The organism is Pseudomonas fjordensis (assembly GCF_976987115.1).
The window spans coordinates 5,021,151-5,037,388 of record NZ_OZ336860.1; the positions used below are offsets into that span (position 1 = coordinate 5,021,151).

Genomic DNA, 16,238 nt, shown 5'->3' on the forward strand with positions numbered 1-16,238 from the left:
CCGTTCGTCGCCCTCCCGGCACGATCAACAATCGCGGGCAGACCAATACAGGGTAAGGACATTAATCATATGGAGACACCCTGATGAAAAATTCCAAATTTGCTGCCCTCGCCCTCACTGGCCTGTTGTCTGCCGCGTCCCTGAGCGCCTTCGCGGCCAACTCGACCACCGGCCCCACCGATCCAACGCCGGACGCCACCACCGAGTCGCAAAAATCCATGGGCACCGGCATGGACACCAACGGTGGCGCGATCATCGACAACAGCGCCGACCCGCGCACCAAAGGCAACGACACCCAGCGCCAGGCACCGGCGGCCGTGGGCAACGGCAAGATGGGCCCTGGCACGAGCAACAATGAGCCGAAGATCAACAAGGGCGACGACTCGAACATCCCCGGCGCGCAGAAACAACCCGCGCCTTGATGCCCCCTTGCTACGACCAACACCCGACCATTTCCCCGTGAAGAGGTACGCATGAACGTCGATAGAAACCTTGAAAAAGAAGTCCTCACCCGCCTGCTGCACGCTCACCCGCAAGGCTTGGGCAAGGAGGTGCTGGACAATTACCGCGGTGAAAAAGAGGTCGCCAGTGTCTTGGCGTTCCTGCAGGACCGCGGGCTGATCAAGGATGGGCATGTGACCACCGACGACGCTGGCGAATACGCGTTGAACCTGCCGATCAAACTCACCGCCTCTGGTGTGGATGAGGCACGCAAGCTCGACGCCCAAAGTACTCAGTAATCCATTTCTGGCCTGGCCCCGCGACTGGGGCCAGAAGGAGTTTTAGCGATGCCTCGTGGAAGCAAAGCCAAATACACCGACGAACAGAAACGCAAGGCCGCTCATATCGAAGACAGTTATGAGCACAAAGGGTTGCCCAAGGATGAAGCCGAAGCCCGTGCCTGGGCCACCGTGAACAAACAGTCTGGCGGTGGTGAGAGAACCGGCGGCTCAGGCAGGCGCAAAGCACCGGCCAAGAAGGCCCAGGACCGGCAGGAATCAGCCAAGCGTGCCGCTGCCAGCCGTGAAGGCCACCCGCGCAGCAGTCGCGTTTCATTGGGTACGCAGACCAAGGAAAGCTTGATGAAAGAAGCGCGAGAAAAGAATATTTCAGGACGCTCAACCATGCGCAAAGATGAGTTGATCCAAGCCCTGAAAAAAGCAGGCTAAACCCAGAACCCCTTGTGGGGGCGGGCTTGCTCGCGAAGGCGGTGTATCAGTCAGCATATGCTTTAACTGACACACCGCATTCGCGAGCAAGCCCGCTCCCACATTTTTGGGCCTCGTTTATTACGTCACTAATGCATCGACCTCAGCAGTGCCAGGCGAGGTCGCTGGCCCCCAGCGGGTTACCGCCAATGCCGCCGCTGCGTTCGCTCGACGCGCTGCCTCAGCCGGGTTCAAGCCCTTTGCCAACCCAGCAATAAATACGCCAGCATGTGCATCCCCCGCGCCATTGCTGTCCACGGCGTGAACCTTGAAGCCTGGTACATGCTCGGTCTGCGCCCCACGCCCTACCCAGCAGCCATTTGGTCCATCGCGCACCACCAGCAGTGCCTGCATGTGCTGATTGAGCATGGGCAGCGCCTGATTAATATCCGTCGCCCCGGTAAACGCCAACGCTTCAGGGCCATTGCTGGTCCAGATGTCGATACGCGGTAACAACGCGCGCATCAACGCGGAGTCCGGCGCCTTGACCAGCGGGCCTGGGTCGAACACCACCACGATCTCTCGCGGCAGCGCCAGCAGCCAGTCGAGCAACGGCTGCGCCTTACCTTCAAGCAGCAAGCTGTAGCCACTGACGTATACGTAGTCATCGACACGCGGGACGATCTGAGCCAAATCGTCGGCGCTCAGTTCACCCTCGGCGCCAAGATGGGAGATGAAGGTGCGTTCGGTGCTCGCTTCAGTCAGCGACACGCACAAGCCGGTATCTTTGCCAGCGCTGGCCGCCAAGGCCATTTCAATACGCTCGGCCTGCATCGCGGCACGCGCCAGCTCGCCAAAGCGCCCCTCGCCATGGCGGCCCAGGTAAACCACCGGCAACCCATTGCGCCGCGCCGCAGCCATTACATTGAAACCGCCACCGACTTGGAAACTGGCGGAGTTGGCCAGCACGTCACCGCCGCTTGCCGGCAGGGTGTCGAGGCCCATGACCAGGTCGACAATGACCTGGCCGCTATGCAGCAATCTAGACATTGGCGCTCTCGACTAAAGCCGGACGACGGTCAGACGCACCGCCCAATACTGCATATATGCCGCCCGCCACCAGGAAGGTCACGATCCAGCCCAGGCCGTTATGGCCTAGCCAGGAGTCAGACAACGGCCCGGCAAACCAGATGTTTTCGGCGGTGGTGCCGATAGTGGTGAAGCTGAAACCCAGCACAATGGCTACCGCCCAGGCGCCAAATGCACGCCACTCCACGCCGCCGCGATACCAGTAGGCACTGCTGGGGCTGACGTCCAGCAGGTCGGTGGGGCTGTAGTAATGCCGGTGAATCAAGTCGACCACGAAGATCCCGACCCACGCCGTGATCGGCACCGCCAGCAGCGAAATGAAGGTAATGAACGGGCCATAGAAGCTGTCGGCGATCAGCATGAAGTAGATGGAGCCGGCAAAGATCGCGACGATATCGACGATCACCGCATGCACGCGTTTGACCTTCAAGCCCAAGGTCAAGGTAGTAAGACCGGCCGAATACACCGACAGGTTATTCGACAGCAACAGCCCGCCGAACGCGGTGATCAGGTACGGCACGGCCATCCAGGTGGGCAGCATGTCGCGGATCGCGATGATGGGGTCGGTGGCCGACGCCAGGTCATTGTTGCCCACCGACAACAGCCCGCCGAGGGTGATCAACAGCACCAGCGGGATGCCTGCGCCAAACGCGGCGGAGGCCACCAGGCGCACGGCCTTGACGCTGCGGTGCTGGTAACGCGACATGTCTGCACCGGCGTTGGCCCAACCGATACCGGTACCGGCAGCCATGGTGCCCACGCCAATGATCATCGCGCTCAACGGCGCCGGGGTGGCGTTGAACACCGCGCTCCAGTCGATGGTGGCGCACAGAAAGCCGCCCACCAGAATGTTCAAGCCGCCGAAGACGTAGGTCGCCCACTTCTGGATCACCAGCAACGTGGCGTGGCCCAGGCCCGATACGGCCAGGGTCAGCAGCACGAAGATGGCAATGAAGATCAGGGTGAGCAGCGGCGCGCTCTTGGCCTCCACTGCCGAGCCGAACAGGATGGAGCTCAACGACAACAACACGAAGGCTGCGGTGGTGGTGTTGACGGTTTCCCAACCCAGGCGGGACATCAGCGACACCAATGTCGGGCCGATATTGCCGCGCACGCCGAAGATGGCGCGGGACAAGGTCAGGCTGGGCGCGCGACCACGGCGGCCGGCGATGGAGATGATGCCCACCACGGCGAAGGAGCCCGCGGCGCCGAGGATCGCGACGATGATCGCCTGCCAGATGGCCAGGCCACGAAACGCCACCAGCGTCGCGCCGAGGGGCAAACCGAGGATGCTGATATTGGCGGCGAACCATACCCAGAACAGTTGCAGCGGATGGCCGTTGCACTCACCTTCCGGGACCGGCTCGATGCCGCGTGTTTCCAATTGCCCAGCGCTTTGGCCGGAAGAAGGGCTGCTCATGAAAGGGTGCTCCTGGTGCCTGTATTGTTGTGGTTGTGGCAGCGAGTCGAATCTTTATCCGGTCTTCCTGACCCAACGCTTTTTAATGTGGGAGCTGGCTTGCCTGCGATTGCGGTGGGTCAACCAGCCCCGCAGCCACTGGAAAACCGCTATCGCAGGCAAGCCAGCTCCCACAGTTAGTTCCGTGTTTATCGCAAGGCCAATACCCCCTGGACCAGCGGCTGCAAGTCCAGGCCATTGACCCGCTTGACCTGTTCAACCATCACCTCAGGCCAGCATTGCATGCCCAGGCACGCCCCCAGCATGGCGCCGAGGATCGCGGCAATGGTGTCGGTGTCGCCGCCCAGGCTGGCGGCCAGGCACAGGGCTTCGAAGGCATTCATATCACCCGAGGCCACTTGCTGGGCCAGGGCAAACGAGACCACTACCGATTCCTGGGAAGCCACCGAAGTACCAATCAACTCGTAGAGCAGGTCGGCAAACAACGCTTTATCGCCGCTGCCGACGCTTAGAGTGCGAGCCCAACTGATGCGGGTAGAAATGCGCCCGCCCGCGATCCAGTGACCATGGCTTTCGGCCTGTCGGGCAATCTGAGTGCCGATATTCAGGGCTTCCCCCAGGTCCACGCCATTGATGCCAGCCGAGACCACTGCCGCCACGGCCGCAGCGCTGGAAATGCCCAGGCTGGTGTTATGGGTGACCTGGCACGCCTGGATCACTGCCTGGATAAACCGCATCGGGTCACTGACATCGGCGGCGATGCCCACCGGGGTGATGCGCATGGCCGCGCCATTGGTGGTGCCGTAGCGCCCGGATTCTTCCGGGGTATGGCCGGCGAGGATCATGTCGATCGCGCGTTTGGTGGACGGCCCGAGCAAGTCCTGGGAGCCCTTGGCGCGCATCTCCGCTTCCCAATCGATCAGGCGTTGGGCAAGCACGGTGGGCTCGATCTGGCCCTGGCCTTGCACCAGTAACTCGGCGACCAGGATGGCTTGCTCGGTGTCATCAGTGATGGAGCCGGCAGGCATGTTCGGTGCAATGGGCTGGTCGGCGTCGGCGTCTTCCAGGGCGGTGATGGCACCGAAGCGCTTCTGTACCTGCTCGCGGCTCAAGGATTGGGTGGGCATGCCCAAGGCATCGCCCAGGGCCAGGCCATAAAAGGCGCCCAGCGCGCGATTTTCGCGGGTCATTTCGACGCTCCAAACTGCAGATGCAGGCGAAAGTGCAGCGGGTCGAGCAGGCTTTCGACATGCTCCATGAAACGCTCGCGACGATCGTAGGTGGTGCGCGAAGCCTTGAGAAATACCGTGCCGCTGGGGCGCCCGAGTAATTCGGCATCTTCATCACTCAGGGGTTCGGCACCGATCCACTGATCGCCGTCGGCCCCGACGTAGCCGTAGGCGGCCAGGGTGATGGTCAAGGAGTTGTCGATCAGGCCAATGCGCGGCAGGCTTTCCAGGTCGCCAACGGCCGGCATCAACGAGCGCTCCAAAGACACCGCTGTGCCGTCTGCGGTGCGCCGCAGGCGGTCGAGGGTAATGAACTGGTCGGTGCCGAAACGGCTGAACAGATCCGGGCGCGTGACGGCCTCGAAACGCAGGATGTCGGTGCTTACCTGGGCGCCCGTATCGGCCAAGGCCTGGGCCCAACCGCTGCGTTGGTCCAACACCATGCCGTCAAAGGTGACAATCGAGCCGACCCCACTCTGGGTGGCGATGTAGTTGCGACGCTTGAGCTCGGCCAGCGCCTCGCGCAGCGTACCGCGGCTGACCGCAAACTCCTCGGCCAGTTGATGCTCGCCCGGCAACAGGAAGCCGTCGGCCATGACCCCAACCTCGATACGGCGGATGAGTTCGTCGACGACGCGTTTTTTCTTATCAAATCGAACATGTCTAATCATGTACAAATTGATAACCGAAAGCGCGCGTTTACCGCAAGAGGATTATTTCAGGCTGAAGACAAAAACCGCCTCAGGGCTCCAGGCCGATGGGGAAAAACTCCCCGCCGCTCCAGACGCCAAGCCAGTTCTGACCGTTGATCGGACGGCTCACGGCCAGCTCCACCAACTGGTAAAAAGCGTTGCGATGCACGAGGGCTTCAAGATTGGTGCGAACGCGCACGTAGGGCGCGGGTTCCTGGGTGACGGGGTCGATCACCACCCGCAGCGGGTGTTCGAGGCCTGCTTCAACCTGTTCGTCGACGTTGGTGGTAAAGCGCAGTACCTGGCTTTCACCATGCCCTTGCACGTCCAGGGTCACGGCGACAAAGGGCGCATCATCGACGCGGATGCCGACCTTCTCCACGGGTGTCACCAGAAAATAATCATCGCCATCGCGGCGGATGATGTTGGAGAACAGCTTGACCATCGGCTTTCGCCCGATGGGCGTGCCCTGATAAAACCAGGTGCCGTCGCGGGCGATGCGCATGTCGATATTGCCGCAGAAAGCCGGGTTCCACAGATGCACCGGTGCCGGCCCCTTGCCCTTGGGCAGTTGGGCCAATAAATCATTGGCCTTGGCGGAATCGGTCATGACGGGCTCCTCTGTTTACTGATTGCTCATACCCAGCAAACCGCGGGCATATTGCGCCAGGGGACGGGCAATCAAATCTTGTGGCGATGTATCGTGGAACGTCAGTAAACCGCCACGACTGCGAATACGTGCAGTATCAATCAAATACTGGGTGCTGGTCTCGATCAACATGACTTGGATCACCCCGCTGTCCAGGCCAAGGCGGTCCAGAGCTTGTTGGTCGGTCCACTCGTCGGCGTTGCCGATACGGTCATCGGCTGCCGCAAAGCGGCAATACAGCAGGTAGTGAGCACCGGCGTCGCGGGCTTCGGCCATGGCCTGTTCCAGCCCTTCCGGCTGACGGGCGCGACGCACCATGGGGAAATATTCGACGAAGCCATTGAATGCTTCCTCGGCCACCACATTGGGCCGCGGGTAAGCGCTGCCCGGCGGCACGAAGGCGCCTTGGGCGATAAACACAAAGGAGTCCGGCTGTATGCGCACCGAGGCAGTACGCCGCGTATCGCTGTGGTCGAGCAGCCCGGCATCGCTCATCTGATAGCGGGTGCCTTCGGCCATATCGCTGACGGTCATGCAACCGCCCAGGGCCAATGACGCCAGCAGCAAAACCAGACTACGCATCCTAATCCTCCAGAAGCCGGTGACAGGAAACCGGCGAATGGGGCGTGGGATGCAGGTTCTACGCCAGTTCGAGCAGCGCATGACAAATGTGGGGCTTGCCTGCGATGCGCATAGGTATCTTCACAACGTCGCTACGACGCTGGACCTGTGGCGAGGGCTCTTCATCCATCAATTGACAGCCAAAAAAAAGGGCGACCGAAGTCGCCCAAAATGCCTTGCGTGCTCATGTAACCCGGAAAAACTTAAGGTTTTTTACGCTTGTTCGCGTCTTTCCAGATAAAAAATCCAAACCCTACAAAAAACAGCACCATGAGGCTAACAGTCAGCACTCCGGCAAAAACCACATTATCGAAAAACATGACCGGCCTCCTGCACTTGCCCTGTTGCGATAGGGCTAAGTTAATGGAGAAGGCGCGGTGGGAAATTGACCAGGATCAATGTCGCCCACAACGGGGCGTAAAGAAGGGGAATAACTGACCTGCATCAACGGATGCAGGGCGTTTCAACGCTTTTTCGGCTTGTTCTTGGGCTTTTTCTTGGGTTTGCCCAGGGGCATGGCTTGTTCGAAGGCTTGGCGCACTTCATTCAGGCGTTTGTCATTGAGGTCGTGCACGCGCTTGGCGCGTTCGGCGTTCAGGTCGATCAGCTTGTCGTCATCACTCATGGCTTGGCTTACGTCGTGGCGGTAATGCCTCAATAATGCGGCCTGCCTCGCCCGACGGCAATTAAGCGGGCGACAAAATGCAGGCCATCGACCAGAATCGGCACTTTCTACCCTGCCCAGGAGGCGCATCCAGGTGGCCTTGCACAACGACCTTCCGCCACTGTTGGCCCTGCGCGCCTTCGAAGCCGTGGCGCGGCACTTGAGTTTTATCAAGGCGGCCAACGAGTTGTCGGTGACCCAAAGTGCGCTGAGCCACCAGGTGCATAAGCTCGAACACCACTTGGGCAAGCCGCTGTTTATCCGGCGAACCCGTGCGATTGACCTGACGTTGGCCGGGCAAGCGTACTACGAGCAGATCCGCCCTGCCCTCGACGCCATCGCCGCTGCGACGCGCAACCAACGGGGTGCGCCCAGCGCCAATGTGTTGCGTATCGGCTTGCTGGCGTCCTTTGCCACGCTGTGGCTGGCGCCGCGCCTGGCCGAGTTTCTACAGCGCTACCCGCATATCCAGGTGGAGATGCTGCCCGCGATTCAATTGGCCAATGTCGCCACGGCCGAGGTTGACCTGGCCATCCGCTACGGCAAGGGCGACTGGCCCGACGTGCACGCTACGCGCCTGATGGCCGAAACCCTGTCACCGGTGTGCAGCCCCGCGTTCAAAGCCCGGCAGGTCGCCAGTGGCCCGCTGTTGATGGCAACTTCGCACCGCCCTTTCGAGTGGACCGATTGGTCGGCCCATTACCAAGTCAACCTCGAGCGCCACCCCCGCGTGATGCTGCATGACTACAACATCGTGGTCGAAGCGACCGTGGCCGGCCAGGGGATCGCCATGGGCCGCCATCGCCTGATCGAACGCAGGCTCCAGGACGGCAGCCTGGTGGAGGCTTTTGACTGGCCGCCCTATCACAGCGACATCGGCTATTGGCTGATCGCCCCCCAGGGCCCGCTCAGTGAGGCGGCTGAATGCTTCAGCCAGTGGCTAAAACAAGCGTGCGCCGACGCGTGAGTTTTTTCGATACGTCGAGTGAGATCTATCCGTTTGTCGCCCCTCGCCACCGCCAACATGCTGGAACCTTCTGACACCAGAGGGTTTCACCATGACCGACTCCATCCGCCAGCGCGTACACGCCCTTGGCCTGACACTGCCCACGCCCAGCCAACCCGCGGCCAACTACATCAATCATGTGAGCAGCCAGCATCAACTGTTCATCTCCGGGCAAATTCCCCTGCTCGATGGCAAACCCGCCTACCTTGGCCGCCTGGGTGACTCCCTCAGCGACGAAGACGGCGCCCAAGCGGCAGAACTGGCGGCGCTGGGCCTGCTGGGGCAACTAAGCGATGCGCTGGGCGATGACCTGTCGCGGGTGGTGCGTATCCTGCGTCTGGGTGTGTTCATTGCCAGCAGCGCCGATTTCCAGCGCCAGAGCGTGGTCGCCAATGGCGCCTCGAACCTGCTGGTCAACGCCCTCGGCGACAAGGGTCGACACGTTCGCACTGCCGTAGGCGTCAACAGCTTGCCGGCTGGCGTCGCCGTGGAGGTGGATGCCATTTTCGAGCTGCAGCCATGAGCCCGCTGCAAGTGCAGCACTTGCGGGATGCCACGCCCGGTTGCCAATCCGGCATCGTGCACTTCAATCACGCCGGGGCGTCCTTGCCCAGTCAGGCGACGCTCGACGCCATCATCGAACAGTTGCAACGCGAAGCCCGCGACGGCCCGATGGAGGCCGGCGAACAAGGTGCCGTCTTAGTGGAAAAGGCCCGCCGCGCCGCCGGGCAACTGCTCAATGCGCCCGCCTCAGCGATTGCCTTCGCCAGCAGTGGCTCCACGGCCTGGAGCATGGCCTTCCAGGCGCTGGGGCCGTGGCAGCCGGGCGATCGAATTCTGGTGGGGCGCCACGAATGGGGCGGCAACCTGGCGAGCATGGAACTGGCCGTTCAAGCCGGGGCGCGGGTGGAGGTCATCCCGTGCGATGCCAGCGGCGCCGCCTGCCCGGTGGCACTGGAGGCGATGCTCGATGCCAGGGTGAAGCTGATCGACCTCACCTGGCTGCCGGCCAACGGTGGTTTGATCAACCCAGCCCAGGCCATCGGCGATGTGGCCAGGCGGCATGCCATTCCCTACTTCATCGACGCGGGCCAAGCCGTCGGCCAACTGCCGGTGGATGTGCAAGCGTTGCAGTGCGATGTGCTCAAGTCCGCCGGCCGCAAACACCTGCGCGGGCCTCGCGGTACCGCACTGCTGTACATCCGGCCGGAGTTTCTCCCGCACCTGAACCCGGCCCAACGCGACGTGTTTTCAGCGCCCTGGACCGCCGAAGGCTTCGACCTGCGCAACGACGCGCGACGCTTTGAAACCAGCGAAGTGTCCTTCGCCCTGCTGGCCGGCCTGGGCAATGCGTTGCACGAGATCAATCAACTGGGGATTGAGCGGGTATGGCAAAGAGTCTTGCAGACCAGCGCGCGAATCCGCGAAGCACTGCGTCAGATACCGGGGATCAGCTTGCACGACTTGGGCAACACGCATTCAGGCTTGATCGCGTTCAACCTGGCCGGCTGGGATAGTTTTGAACTCAAGCAACGCCTGGGGTTAAAGCGCATCAACATCGGCGCCAATGGCGTGGCCTACACCCCGCTGGACATGCAAGCGCGTGGGTTGAGCAGCGTTGCGCGCATCTCCGTCAGCCCGCTTAACACCGATGACGAGATTGAGTGGCTGGTGAAGGCCTTGCGCGAACTGAAGGGTTAAACCTCGATATCCACCCACAGGCCCTGGCGCGGCGCGTCTTCGATCAGCGGCGCCACGGGCACGGTGTTATCAGCGTTGAGCAAGTCGCCGGGAATCGGCAAATGCTGCTGCTCGTCGTCGTCAGCTTCGCGCCGACGCTTCTGTTGCTCCTGCTGGCGCCGCTGCTCTTCGCGCAACAGAAAGGTCGATTGCTCGGCATCGCCTTTTTTCAGGTCGATCGTGCTCTCGTTGGAGCCCGCTTGAACGGGCACCACCGGCGGAATATCCGGCTTCTGGCGTGCCGGGTCGAGTTGCGACGTGACCGGCACAACACTGACGGGCAGCATGGGTGGCAGCATGATAATTATTCTCCTGATCAACAGGCTGTCGGCGGGTAGCAGGGTGACTTGAGCACCCGCGTGCCAAGCTGTGACTCAGTCGACACTCTCAAGTGCCCGCCATCCGTCGATTCAATTTCCGCCGGCCCGTATAAACAGCGTAGTTTTTGTCAGAGTTCTTGGGCGCCGGGCCGTGTTCCGTTAACATAGTCGGCTTTTTCACGGCGGGAGTCAGGCAGCATGGCGCAGCAGTATCAACCGGGGCAACGCTGGATTAGTGACAGCGAAGCAGAGCTGGGGTTAGGCACCGTTCTGGCACAGGACGGCCGCTTGTTGACCGTGCTCTATCCGGCCACTGGCGACACGCGCCAGTATGCGCTACGGAATGCGCCCCTCACTCGCGTGAGGTTTTCGCCGGGTGACACCATCACCCATTTCGAAGGCTGGAAAATGACCGTACAGGAAGTCGACGACGTCGATGGCCTGCTGGTCTACCACGGCCTCAATGGGCAAAACGAGCAGGTCACCCTGCCGGAAACCCAACTGTCCAACTTCATCCAGTTCCGCCTGGCCAGCGACCGTCTGTTCGCCGGGCAGATTGACCCGCTGGCGTGGTTCTCGCTGCGCTACCACACCCTGGAACACACCAGCCGCCAGTTGCAGTCCTCGCTGTGGGGCCTGGGTGGCGTACGCGCCCAACCGATTGCCCACCAACTGCACATCGCCCGCGAAGTCGCGGACCGTATCGCGCCACGGGTGTTGCTGGCGGACGAAGTAGGCTTGGGCAAGACCATCGAAGCGGGCCTGGTGATCCATCGCCAACTGCTCTCGGGCCGTGCCAGCCGCGTACTGATCCTGGTCCCGGAAAACCTGCAGCACCAATGGCTGGTGGAAATGCGCCGCCGCTTCAACCTGCAGGTTGCGCTGTTCGATGAAGAGCGCTTTATCGAAAGCGATGCCACCAACCCGTTCGAAGACACCCAGCTTGCACTCGTTGCCCTGGAATGGCTGGTGGACGACGAGAAGGCCCAGGACGCGCTGTTCGCCGCCGGTTGGGACTTGCTGGTGGTCGACGAAGCCCACCACCTGGTGTGGCACGAAGACAAGGCCAGCGCCGAATACTCGCTGGTCGAACAACTGGCCGAGGTGATTCCCGGCGTGCTGTTGCTGACCGCTACCCCGGAGCAACTGGGCCAGGACAGCCACTTTGCGCGCCTGCGCCTGCTGGACCCGAACCGCTTCCACGACCTGCAAGCCTTCCGCGCCGAGAGCGAAAACTATCGCCCGGTGGCCGAAGCCGTGCAGGAGCTGCTGGACAAGGGCCGCCTGTCGCCGACCGCACACAAGACCATTCAAGGCTTCCTCGGCGACGAAGGCGAAGCCCTGCTCACCGCCGTCAACGATGGCGACACCGAAGCCAGTGCCCGCCTGGTCCGTGAGCTGCTGGACCGCCACGGCACCGGCCGCGTGCTGTTCCGTAACACCCGTGCTGCGGTGCAAGGCTTCCCCGAGCGCAAGCTGCACGCCTACCCGCTGCCGAACCCGGACGAATACCTCGAACTGCCCCTGGGCGAACACGCCGAGCTGTACCCGGAAGTCAGCTTCCAGGCGCAACCGGACATCGAGGAAGAGAACCGCTGGTGGCGCTTCGACCCACGGGTCGAGTGGCTGATCGACCAGTTGAAAATGCTCAAGCGCACCAAGGTCCTGGTGATCTGCGCCCACGCCGAAACCGCCATGGACCTGGAAGACGCCCTGCGCGTGCGCTCCGGCATTCCGGCCACGGTGTTCCACGAGGGCATGAACATCCTGGAGCGTGACCGCGCGGCGGCTTATTTTGCCGATGAAGAGTTCGGCGCCCAGGTACTGATCTGCTCGGAAATCGGCAGTGAAGGCCGCAACTTCCAGTTTTCCCATCACCTGGTGCTGTTCGACCTGCCGTCCCACCCCGACCTGCTGGAACAACGCATCGGGCGTCTGGACCGGATCGGCCAGAAACACGTGATCGAACTGCACGTGCCGTACCTGGAAACCAGCCCGCAAGAGCGCCTGTTCCAGTGGTACCACGAAGCGCTCAATGCCTTCCTCAACACCTGCCCAACCGGCAACGCCTTGCAGCATCAGTTCGGCCCACGCCTGCTGCCGTTGCTGGAAGCCGCCGACGACGGCGAGTGGCAAGCGCTGATCGACGAAGCGCGTGCCGAGCGTGAGCGCCTGGAGCAGGAGCTGCACACCGGTCGCGACCGTTTGCTGGAACTTAATTCCGGCGGCGCCGGCGAAGGCGATGCGCTGGTCGAGGACATCCTCGAACAAGACGACCAGTTCGCCCTCCCGATCTATATGGAAACCCTGTTCGACGCGTTCGGCATCGACAGCGAAGACCATTCGGAAAACGCGCTGATCCTCAAACCCAGCGAAAAAATGCTCGACGCCAGCTTCCCCCTGGGCGACGACGAAGGTGTAACCATCACCTACGACCGTAACCAGGCGCTGTCGCGCGAAGACATGCAGTTCATCACCTGGGAGCACCCGATGGTGCAAGGCGGCATGGACCTGGTGCTGTCCGGCTCCATGGGCAACACCGCCGTGGCGCTGATCAAGAACAAGGCGCTCAAGCCAGGCACCGTATTGCTTGAGCTGCTGTATGTCAGCGAAGTAGTCGCCCCGCGCTCCCTGCAACTGGGCCGCTACCTGCCACCGGCCGCCTTGCGCTGCCTGCTGGATGCCAACGGCAATGACCTGTCGGGCCGCGTGTCGTTCGTGACCTTGAATGACCAGCTGGAAAGCGTGCCACGGGCCAGCGCGAACAAATTCGTACAGGCCCAGCGCGACCAACTCACACCGCGCATCAACGCCGGTGAAGAGAAGATCGCCCCACGTCACGCCGAGCGCGTGGCCGAAGCCAAGCGTCGCCTGGCGGCAGACACCGACGAAGAGCTGGCACGCCTGACCGCGTTGCAAGCGGTCAACCCGACCGTGCGCGACAGCGAGCTGGTTGCCCTGCGCAACCAACGCGAGCAAGGCCTGGCCATGCTCGATAAAGCCGCGTTGCGACTGGAAGCGATTCGAGTGTTGGTGGCAGGTTGATAATCCGCTGAACATAAAAGGCCCGCGCAATGCGGGCTTTTTTATTGGCCTTGCAGGCGTCATCGCGGCATAGGTATCTGAAGCGATCCACGGTAACCACGATGCGAAGCGAGCCGCTCTTGCTCTTGCTCTTGCTCTGCTTGTGATCTTGATCTCAGGCGCCCCGTTAAACCACGCTGGCCGAACGCAGGCTTGAATTCGTGGGTAACCCGGCAGGACGCCGGGTTAGCCGCCCCGCGCCATGGATGGCGCGTGGCGGCGGCCCACGGATTCAAGCCTGTGTTCGGGCACACCGAGCCTAAGCGAGGTGCCGAGTGGTGGGGCAAGAGCGTTTTGCTTACTTTTGCGCTTTTCAAAAGTGAGCCGCCGTCAGGGCGGAACCCTAAGTGGCCGTTACCTAAATAACGGATATGTACCCGGTCCAACTGTGTTGACTGTCAGGCCGCCTTCGCGAGCAAGCCCGCTCCCACAGGTTGATCGTGGTGTGCCAGGTAGATGGGTGCAAGCCCGGCGCCCACAATTGACCACACAAGGTTCAGTCAACTCGGTCAAAGGTGGGAGCTGGCTTGCCTGCGAAAGGGTCACCTCGATCTCAAGCTGTAGCCGCAACCGCCGGCACCTCAACCGCACTCAACCCTTCCTTCATCCGCTTGGCATCGCGCACAAAACTGCGCGAGGCTTGGAACAGAAACAGCATGGTCAAGAACAGCGCCACCGGAATCAGGTACATGGCGTCATGCAAGCCCACTGCTTTATAAGCCTCCGTCATCTGCTGCGCCCCGTCCGCATACATCGCCGAATGAGCAAAGTGATCGGACAATGCCCCGACCACCACCGGCCCCATGCCACCGCCGAGCAAATACAGCCCAGCAAAAAACAGCGCCATCGCTGTCGCGCGCAAACGCGGCTCGACCACGTCCTGGATCGCGGTATACACGCAGGTGTAGAAGTTGTAGGCAAACAACCAACCCACACTGAACAGCGCCACAAACACCCCGATCTCGACACGTCCGGCGTGCAATGCCCAGGCGGTGGTGACCGTGGAGATGATCAAGCTGAACGCAGCAAACAACAATCGACCATTGGCGACCCGTTGGTGAATCTTGTCGGCAATCCAGCCACCCAGCGTCAATCCCACCAGGCCGGTCAGGCCGACGATGACGCCGGTTGCGACGGCCGCGTCCTGCAACGGCATGAGGAAATAGCGTTGCAGCATCGGCACCAGGAATGAGTTGCACGCATAGGTAGCAAAGTTAAAACACAACCCGGCCAGCACCAGCCACAGAAAAGTCGGCACAGCCAGCACGCGGCGGATCGGGCGGTCGACGCGCTCCTGGGAGACTTGCACGGTTTCCGCTGCCCCCCGCTTGGGTTCTTTTATGTAGAACATGAACACCGCCAGGATCAGCCCCGGCACCGCCGCAATAAAGAAGGGCGCGCGCCAGCTGTCGAACGCCTTGACCATCGCACCGATGGTAAAGAACGCCAGCAACAGGCCCAACGGCAAGCCGAGCATGAAAATCCCCATGGCCCGGGCGCGGCGGTGGGCGGGAAACAGGTCGCCAATCAGCGAATTGGCCGCCGGTGCATAGCTGGCTTCGCCGATGCCAATGCCCATGCGCACCAACAGGAAGGTCCAGAAACTGCCGACCATGCCATTGACCGCCGTCAGCCCGCTCCAGGCGAACAAGCCCCAGCCCATCAACTTGCTGCGTGAGCCGGTGTCGGCCAGGCGCCCCAGCGGCAGCCCGGCAATGGCGTAGACGATGGTAAAGGCGGTGCCGATGATACCGAGCTGAAAATCGCTCAAGTGCCATTCCATGCGGATGGGCTCGATGATGATCGCGGGAATGGTACGGTCAAAGAAATTGAACAGGTTGGCGAGGAACAGCAGGAACAGAATGCGCCAGGCATTCGCCGCTTGGGTCGAGTTCTGCATGGGTCCGTCTCTTTTATTGTTATGAGAGCTGCGATGCCCGATGCATCCTGCTCAGGTCACTGCAACATAGTCAGGCTGGCGGTGATTGTCTGTAATGATTCGTAAAGCTGATAGGGCATGATTTCACCCAGGCAACCGGGGATTTTGCCCACGAAAATATAAGTGCGTGCCCCTCTTCCCAACGGCCATGGCACGGATAGAATGGCGAGCCTTTCGCAGCACCCTCCTCCTACTTTTCTTATTGATGACGCCCATGTCCGAAGCCAGTCCGTGTCTGAATTGCGGTGCCTGCTGTTCACACTTTCGCGTGTCTTTCTTTTGGGGTGAGTGCGCCTCGTCCGGGGGCACGGTGCCCGATGAGCTAGTGGTGCAGATCAACCCCAGCCGCGTGGCGATGATCGGCACCGACCGCAAGCCGGCACGGTGCGCCAGCCTTGAAGGTGAAGTCGGACAGGCCACCAGTTGCTCAATTTATGAACAACGCTCCAGTGTCTGCCGTGAGTTCGAGGCGTCCTGGAGCCAGGGCGTGCAAAATGTCGATTGCGACGCCGCCCGTGCCGCATTTGGCCTGGCCCCGCTGGAGGCCCCGCACTTCGAACTCGACCTGCCCATCAGCGCTTAGCACCAAACGCTATGGAAGGCATATCAAAATAATTTGAGATCAAAACGCCATTAG

The 16,238-nt window shown here is 61.6% G+C and carries 18 protein-coding genes; 8 read left to right on the forward strand and 10 right to left on the reverse strand.

Annotation, left to right across the window (positions count from 1 at the left end; all coding sequences use genetic code 11):
• Positions 1-83: 83 nt before the first annotated feature.
• Genes ACWHXD_RS22865 through ACWHXD_RS22875 form a run of 3 tightly spaced genes read left to right on the forward strand, consistent with a single transcriptional unit; the run spans position 84 to position 1,169 of the window.
• Positions 84-422: a hypothetical protein gene (locus tag ACWHXD_RS22865; RefSeq protein ID WP_138762390.1), complete on the forward strand. Its 339-nt coding sequence runs from the start codon at positions 84-86 to the stop codon at positions 420-422.
• A gap of 51 nt (positions 423-473) precedes the next feature.
• The gene (locus tag ACWHXD_RS22870; RefSeq protein ID WP_032895690.1) at positions 474-740 is read left to right on the forward strand and encodes a hypothetical protein; all 267 of its coding nucleotides are present in this window, start codon (positions 474-476) and stop codon (positions 738-740) included.
• A 48-nt stretch (positions 741-788) separates the two neighbouring features.
• Positions 789-1,169 (forward strand): Rho termination factor N-terminal domain-containing protein, encoded by a 381-nt coding sequence (locus ACWHXD_RS22875; RefSeq protein WP_098950630.1) that lies wholly within the window; start codon positions 789-791, stop codon positions 1,167-1,169.
• 120 nt (positions 1,170-1,289) lie between these two features.
• Here the strand turns inward: ACWHXD_RS22875 and ACWHXD_RS22880 are convergent, their stop codons facing one another.
• From ACWHXD_RS22880 to ACWHXD_RS22915, 8 genes are all read right to left on the reverse strand, one after another.
• Complete coding sequence (locus ACWHXD_RS22880) at positions 1,290-2,198, reverse strand: PfkB family carbohydrate kinase (RefSeq protein WP_138762391.1); 909 nt, start codon at positions 2,196-2,198, stop codon at positions 1,290-1,292.
• Entirely contained in the window at positions 2,191-3,657 is a 1,467-nt protein-coding gene (locus tag ACWHXD_RS22885; RefSeq protein WP_138762392.1) for a purine-cytosine permease family protein, read from the reverse strand. Before ACWHXD_RS22885 ends, ACWHXD_RS22880 begins: the two co-directional genes overlap by 8 nt.
• Positions 3,658-3,845: 188 nt before the next feature.
• Positions 3,846-4,847 carry an ADP-ribosylglycohydrolase family protein gene (locus tag ACWHXD_RS22890; protein ID WP_138762393.1) on the reverse strand — a complete coding sequence of 334 codons (1,002 nt, stop codon included), beginning with the start codon at positions 4,845-4,847 and terminating at the stop codon, positions 3,846-3,848.
• A complete protein-coding gene (locus ACWHXD_RS22895; protein ID WP_138762394.1) occupies positions 4,844-5,557 on the reverse strand; it encodes a GntR family transcriptional regulator in 714 nt (237 codons plus the stop codon). Before ACWHXD_RS22895 ends, ACWHXD_RS22890 begins: the two co-directional genes overlap by 4 nt.
• A 70-nt stretch (positions 5,558-5,627) precedes the next feature.
• Complete coding sequence (locus ACWHXD_RS22900) at positions 5,628-6,188, reverse strand: DUF1285 domain-containing protein (protein ID WP_138762395.1); 561 nt, start codon at positions 6,186-6,188, stop codon at positions 5,628-5,630.
• A 15-nt stretch (positions 6,189-6,203) separates the two neighbouring features.
• On the reverse strand, positions 6,204-6,809 hold the full coding sequence (locus tag ACWHXD_RS22905; protein ID WP_003193513.1) for a DUF4823 domain-containing protein: 606 nt from the start codon (positions 6,807-6,809) through the stop codon (positions 6,204-6,206).
• A 242-nt stretch (positions 6,810-7,051) separates the two neighbouring features.
• Positions 7,052-7,168 (reverse strand): cytochrome c oxidase subunit CcoM, encoded by a 117-nt coding sequence (gene ccoM / locus ACWHXD_RS22910; RefSeq protein ID WP_019817835.1) that lies wholly within the window; start codon positions 7,166-7,168, stop codon positions 7,052-7,054.
• A gap of 143 nt (positions 7,169-7,311) precedes the next feature.
• Complete coding sequence (locus ACWHXD_RS22915; RefSeq protein WP_003193515.1) at positions 7,312-7,473, reverse strand: hypothetical protein; 162 nt, start codon at positions 7,471-7,473, stop codon at positions 7,312-7,314.
• Between the two features lie 133 nt (positions 7,474-7,606).
• On the opposite strand from ACWHXD_RS22915, the gene ACWHXD_RS22920 reads away from it, so the two are divergent.
• The 3 genes from ACWHXD_RS22920 (at position 7,607) to ACWHXD_RS22930 (ending at position 10,219) form a co-directional block, all read left to right on the forward strand.
• The gene (locus ACWHXD_RS22920; RefSeq protein WP_138762396.1) at positions 7,607-8,479 is read left to right on the forward strand and encodes a LysR substrate-binding domain-containing protein; all 873 of its coding nucleotides are present in this window, start codon (positions 7,607-7,609) and stop codon (positions 8,477-8,479) included.
• A 91-nt stretch (positions 8,480-8,570) separates the two neighbouring features.
• A complete protein-coding gene (locus ACWHXD_RS22925; RefSeq protein WP_138762397.1) occupies positions 8,571-9,041 on the forward strand; it encodes a RidA family protein in 471 nt (156 codons plus the stop codon).
• Positions 9,038-10,219 carry an aminotransferase class V-fold PLP-dependent enzyme gene (locus tag ACWHXD_RS22930; protein WP_138762398.1) on the forward strand — a complete coding sequence of 394 codons (1,182 nt, stop codon included), beginning with the start codon at positions 9,038-9,040 and terminating at the stop codon, positions 10,217-10,219. Before ACWHXD_RS22925 ends, ACWHXD_RS22930 begins: the two co-directional genes overlap by 4 nt.
• Here ACWHXD_RS22930 and ACWHXD_RS22935 read toward each other — a convergent pair.
• A complete protein-coding gene (locus ACWHXD_RS22935; protein WP_032895681.1) occupies positions 10,216-10,557 on the reverse strand; it encodes a hypothetical protein in 342 nt (113 codons plus the stop codon). The two genes, ACWHXD_RS22930 and ACWHXD_RS22935, sit on opposite strands and share 4 nt — an antisense overlap.
• 219 nt (positions 10,558-10,776) lie before the next feature.
• Here ACWHXD_RS22935 and rapA point away from each other — a divergent pair, with 219 nt between their 5' ends.
• Entirely contained in the window at positions 10,777-13,623 is a 2,847-nt protein-coding gene (gene rapA / locus ACWHXD_RS22940; protein WP_032895680.1) for an RNA polymerase-associated protein RapA, read from the forward strand.
• A 592-nt stretch (positions 13,624-14,215) separates the two neighbouring features.
• Here rapA and ACWHXD_RS22945 read toward each other — a convergent pair.
• Positions 14,216-15,562 carry a spinster family MFS transporter gene (locus tag ACWHXD_RS22945; RefSeq protein ID WP_138762400.1) on the reverse strand — a complete coding sequence of 449 codons (1,347 nt, stop codon included), beginning with the start codon at positions 15,560-15,562 and terminating at the stop codon, positions 14,216-14,218.
• A gap of 253 nt (positions 15,563-15,815) precedes the next feature.
• On the opposite strand from ACWHXD_RS22945, the gene ACWHXD_RS22950 reads away from it, so the two are divergent.
• Positions 15,816-16,184, forward strand: a complete 369-nt coding sequence (locus tag ACWHXD_RS22950) for a YkgJ family cysteine cluster protein (RefSeq protein WP_032895678.1) — start codon at positions 15,816-15,818, stop codon at positions 16,182-16,184.
• Positions 16,185-16,238 lie beyond the last annotated feature (54 nt).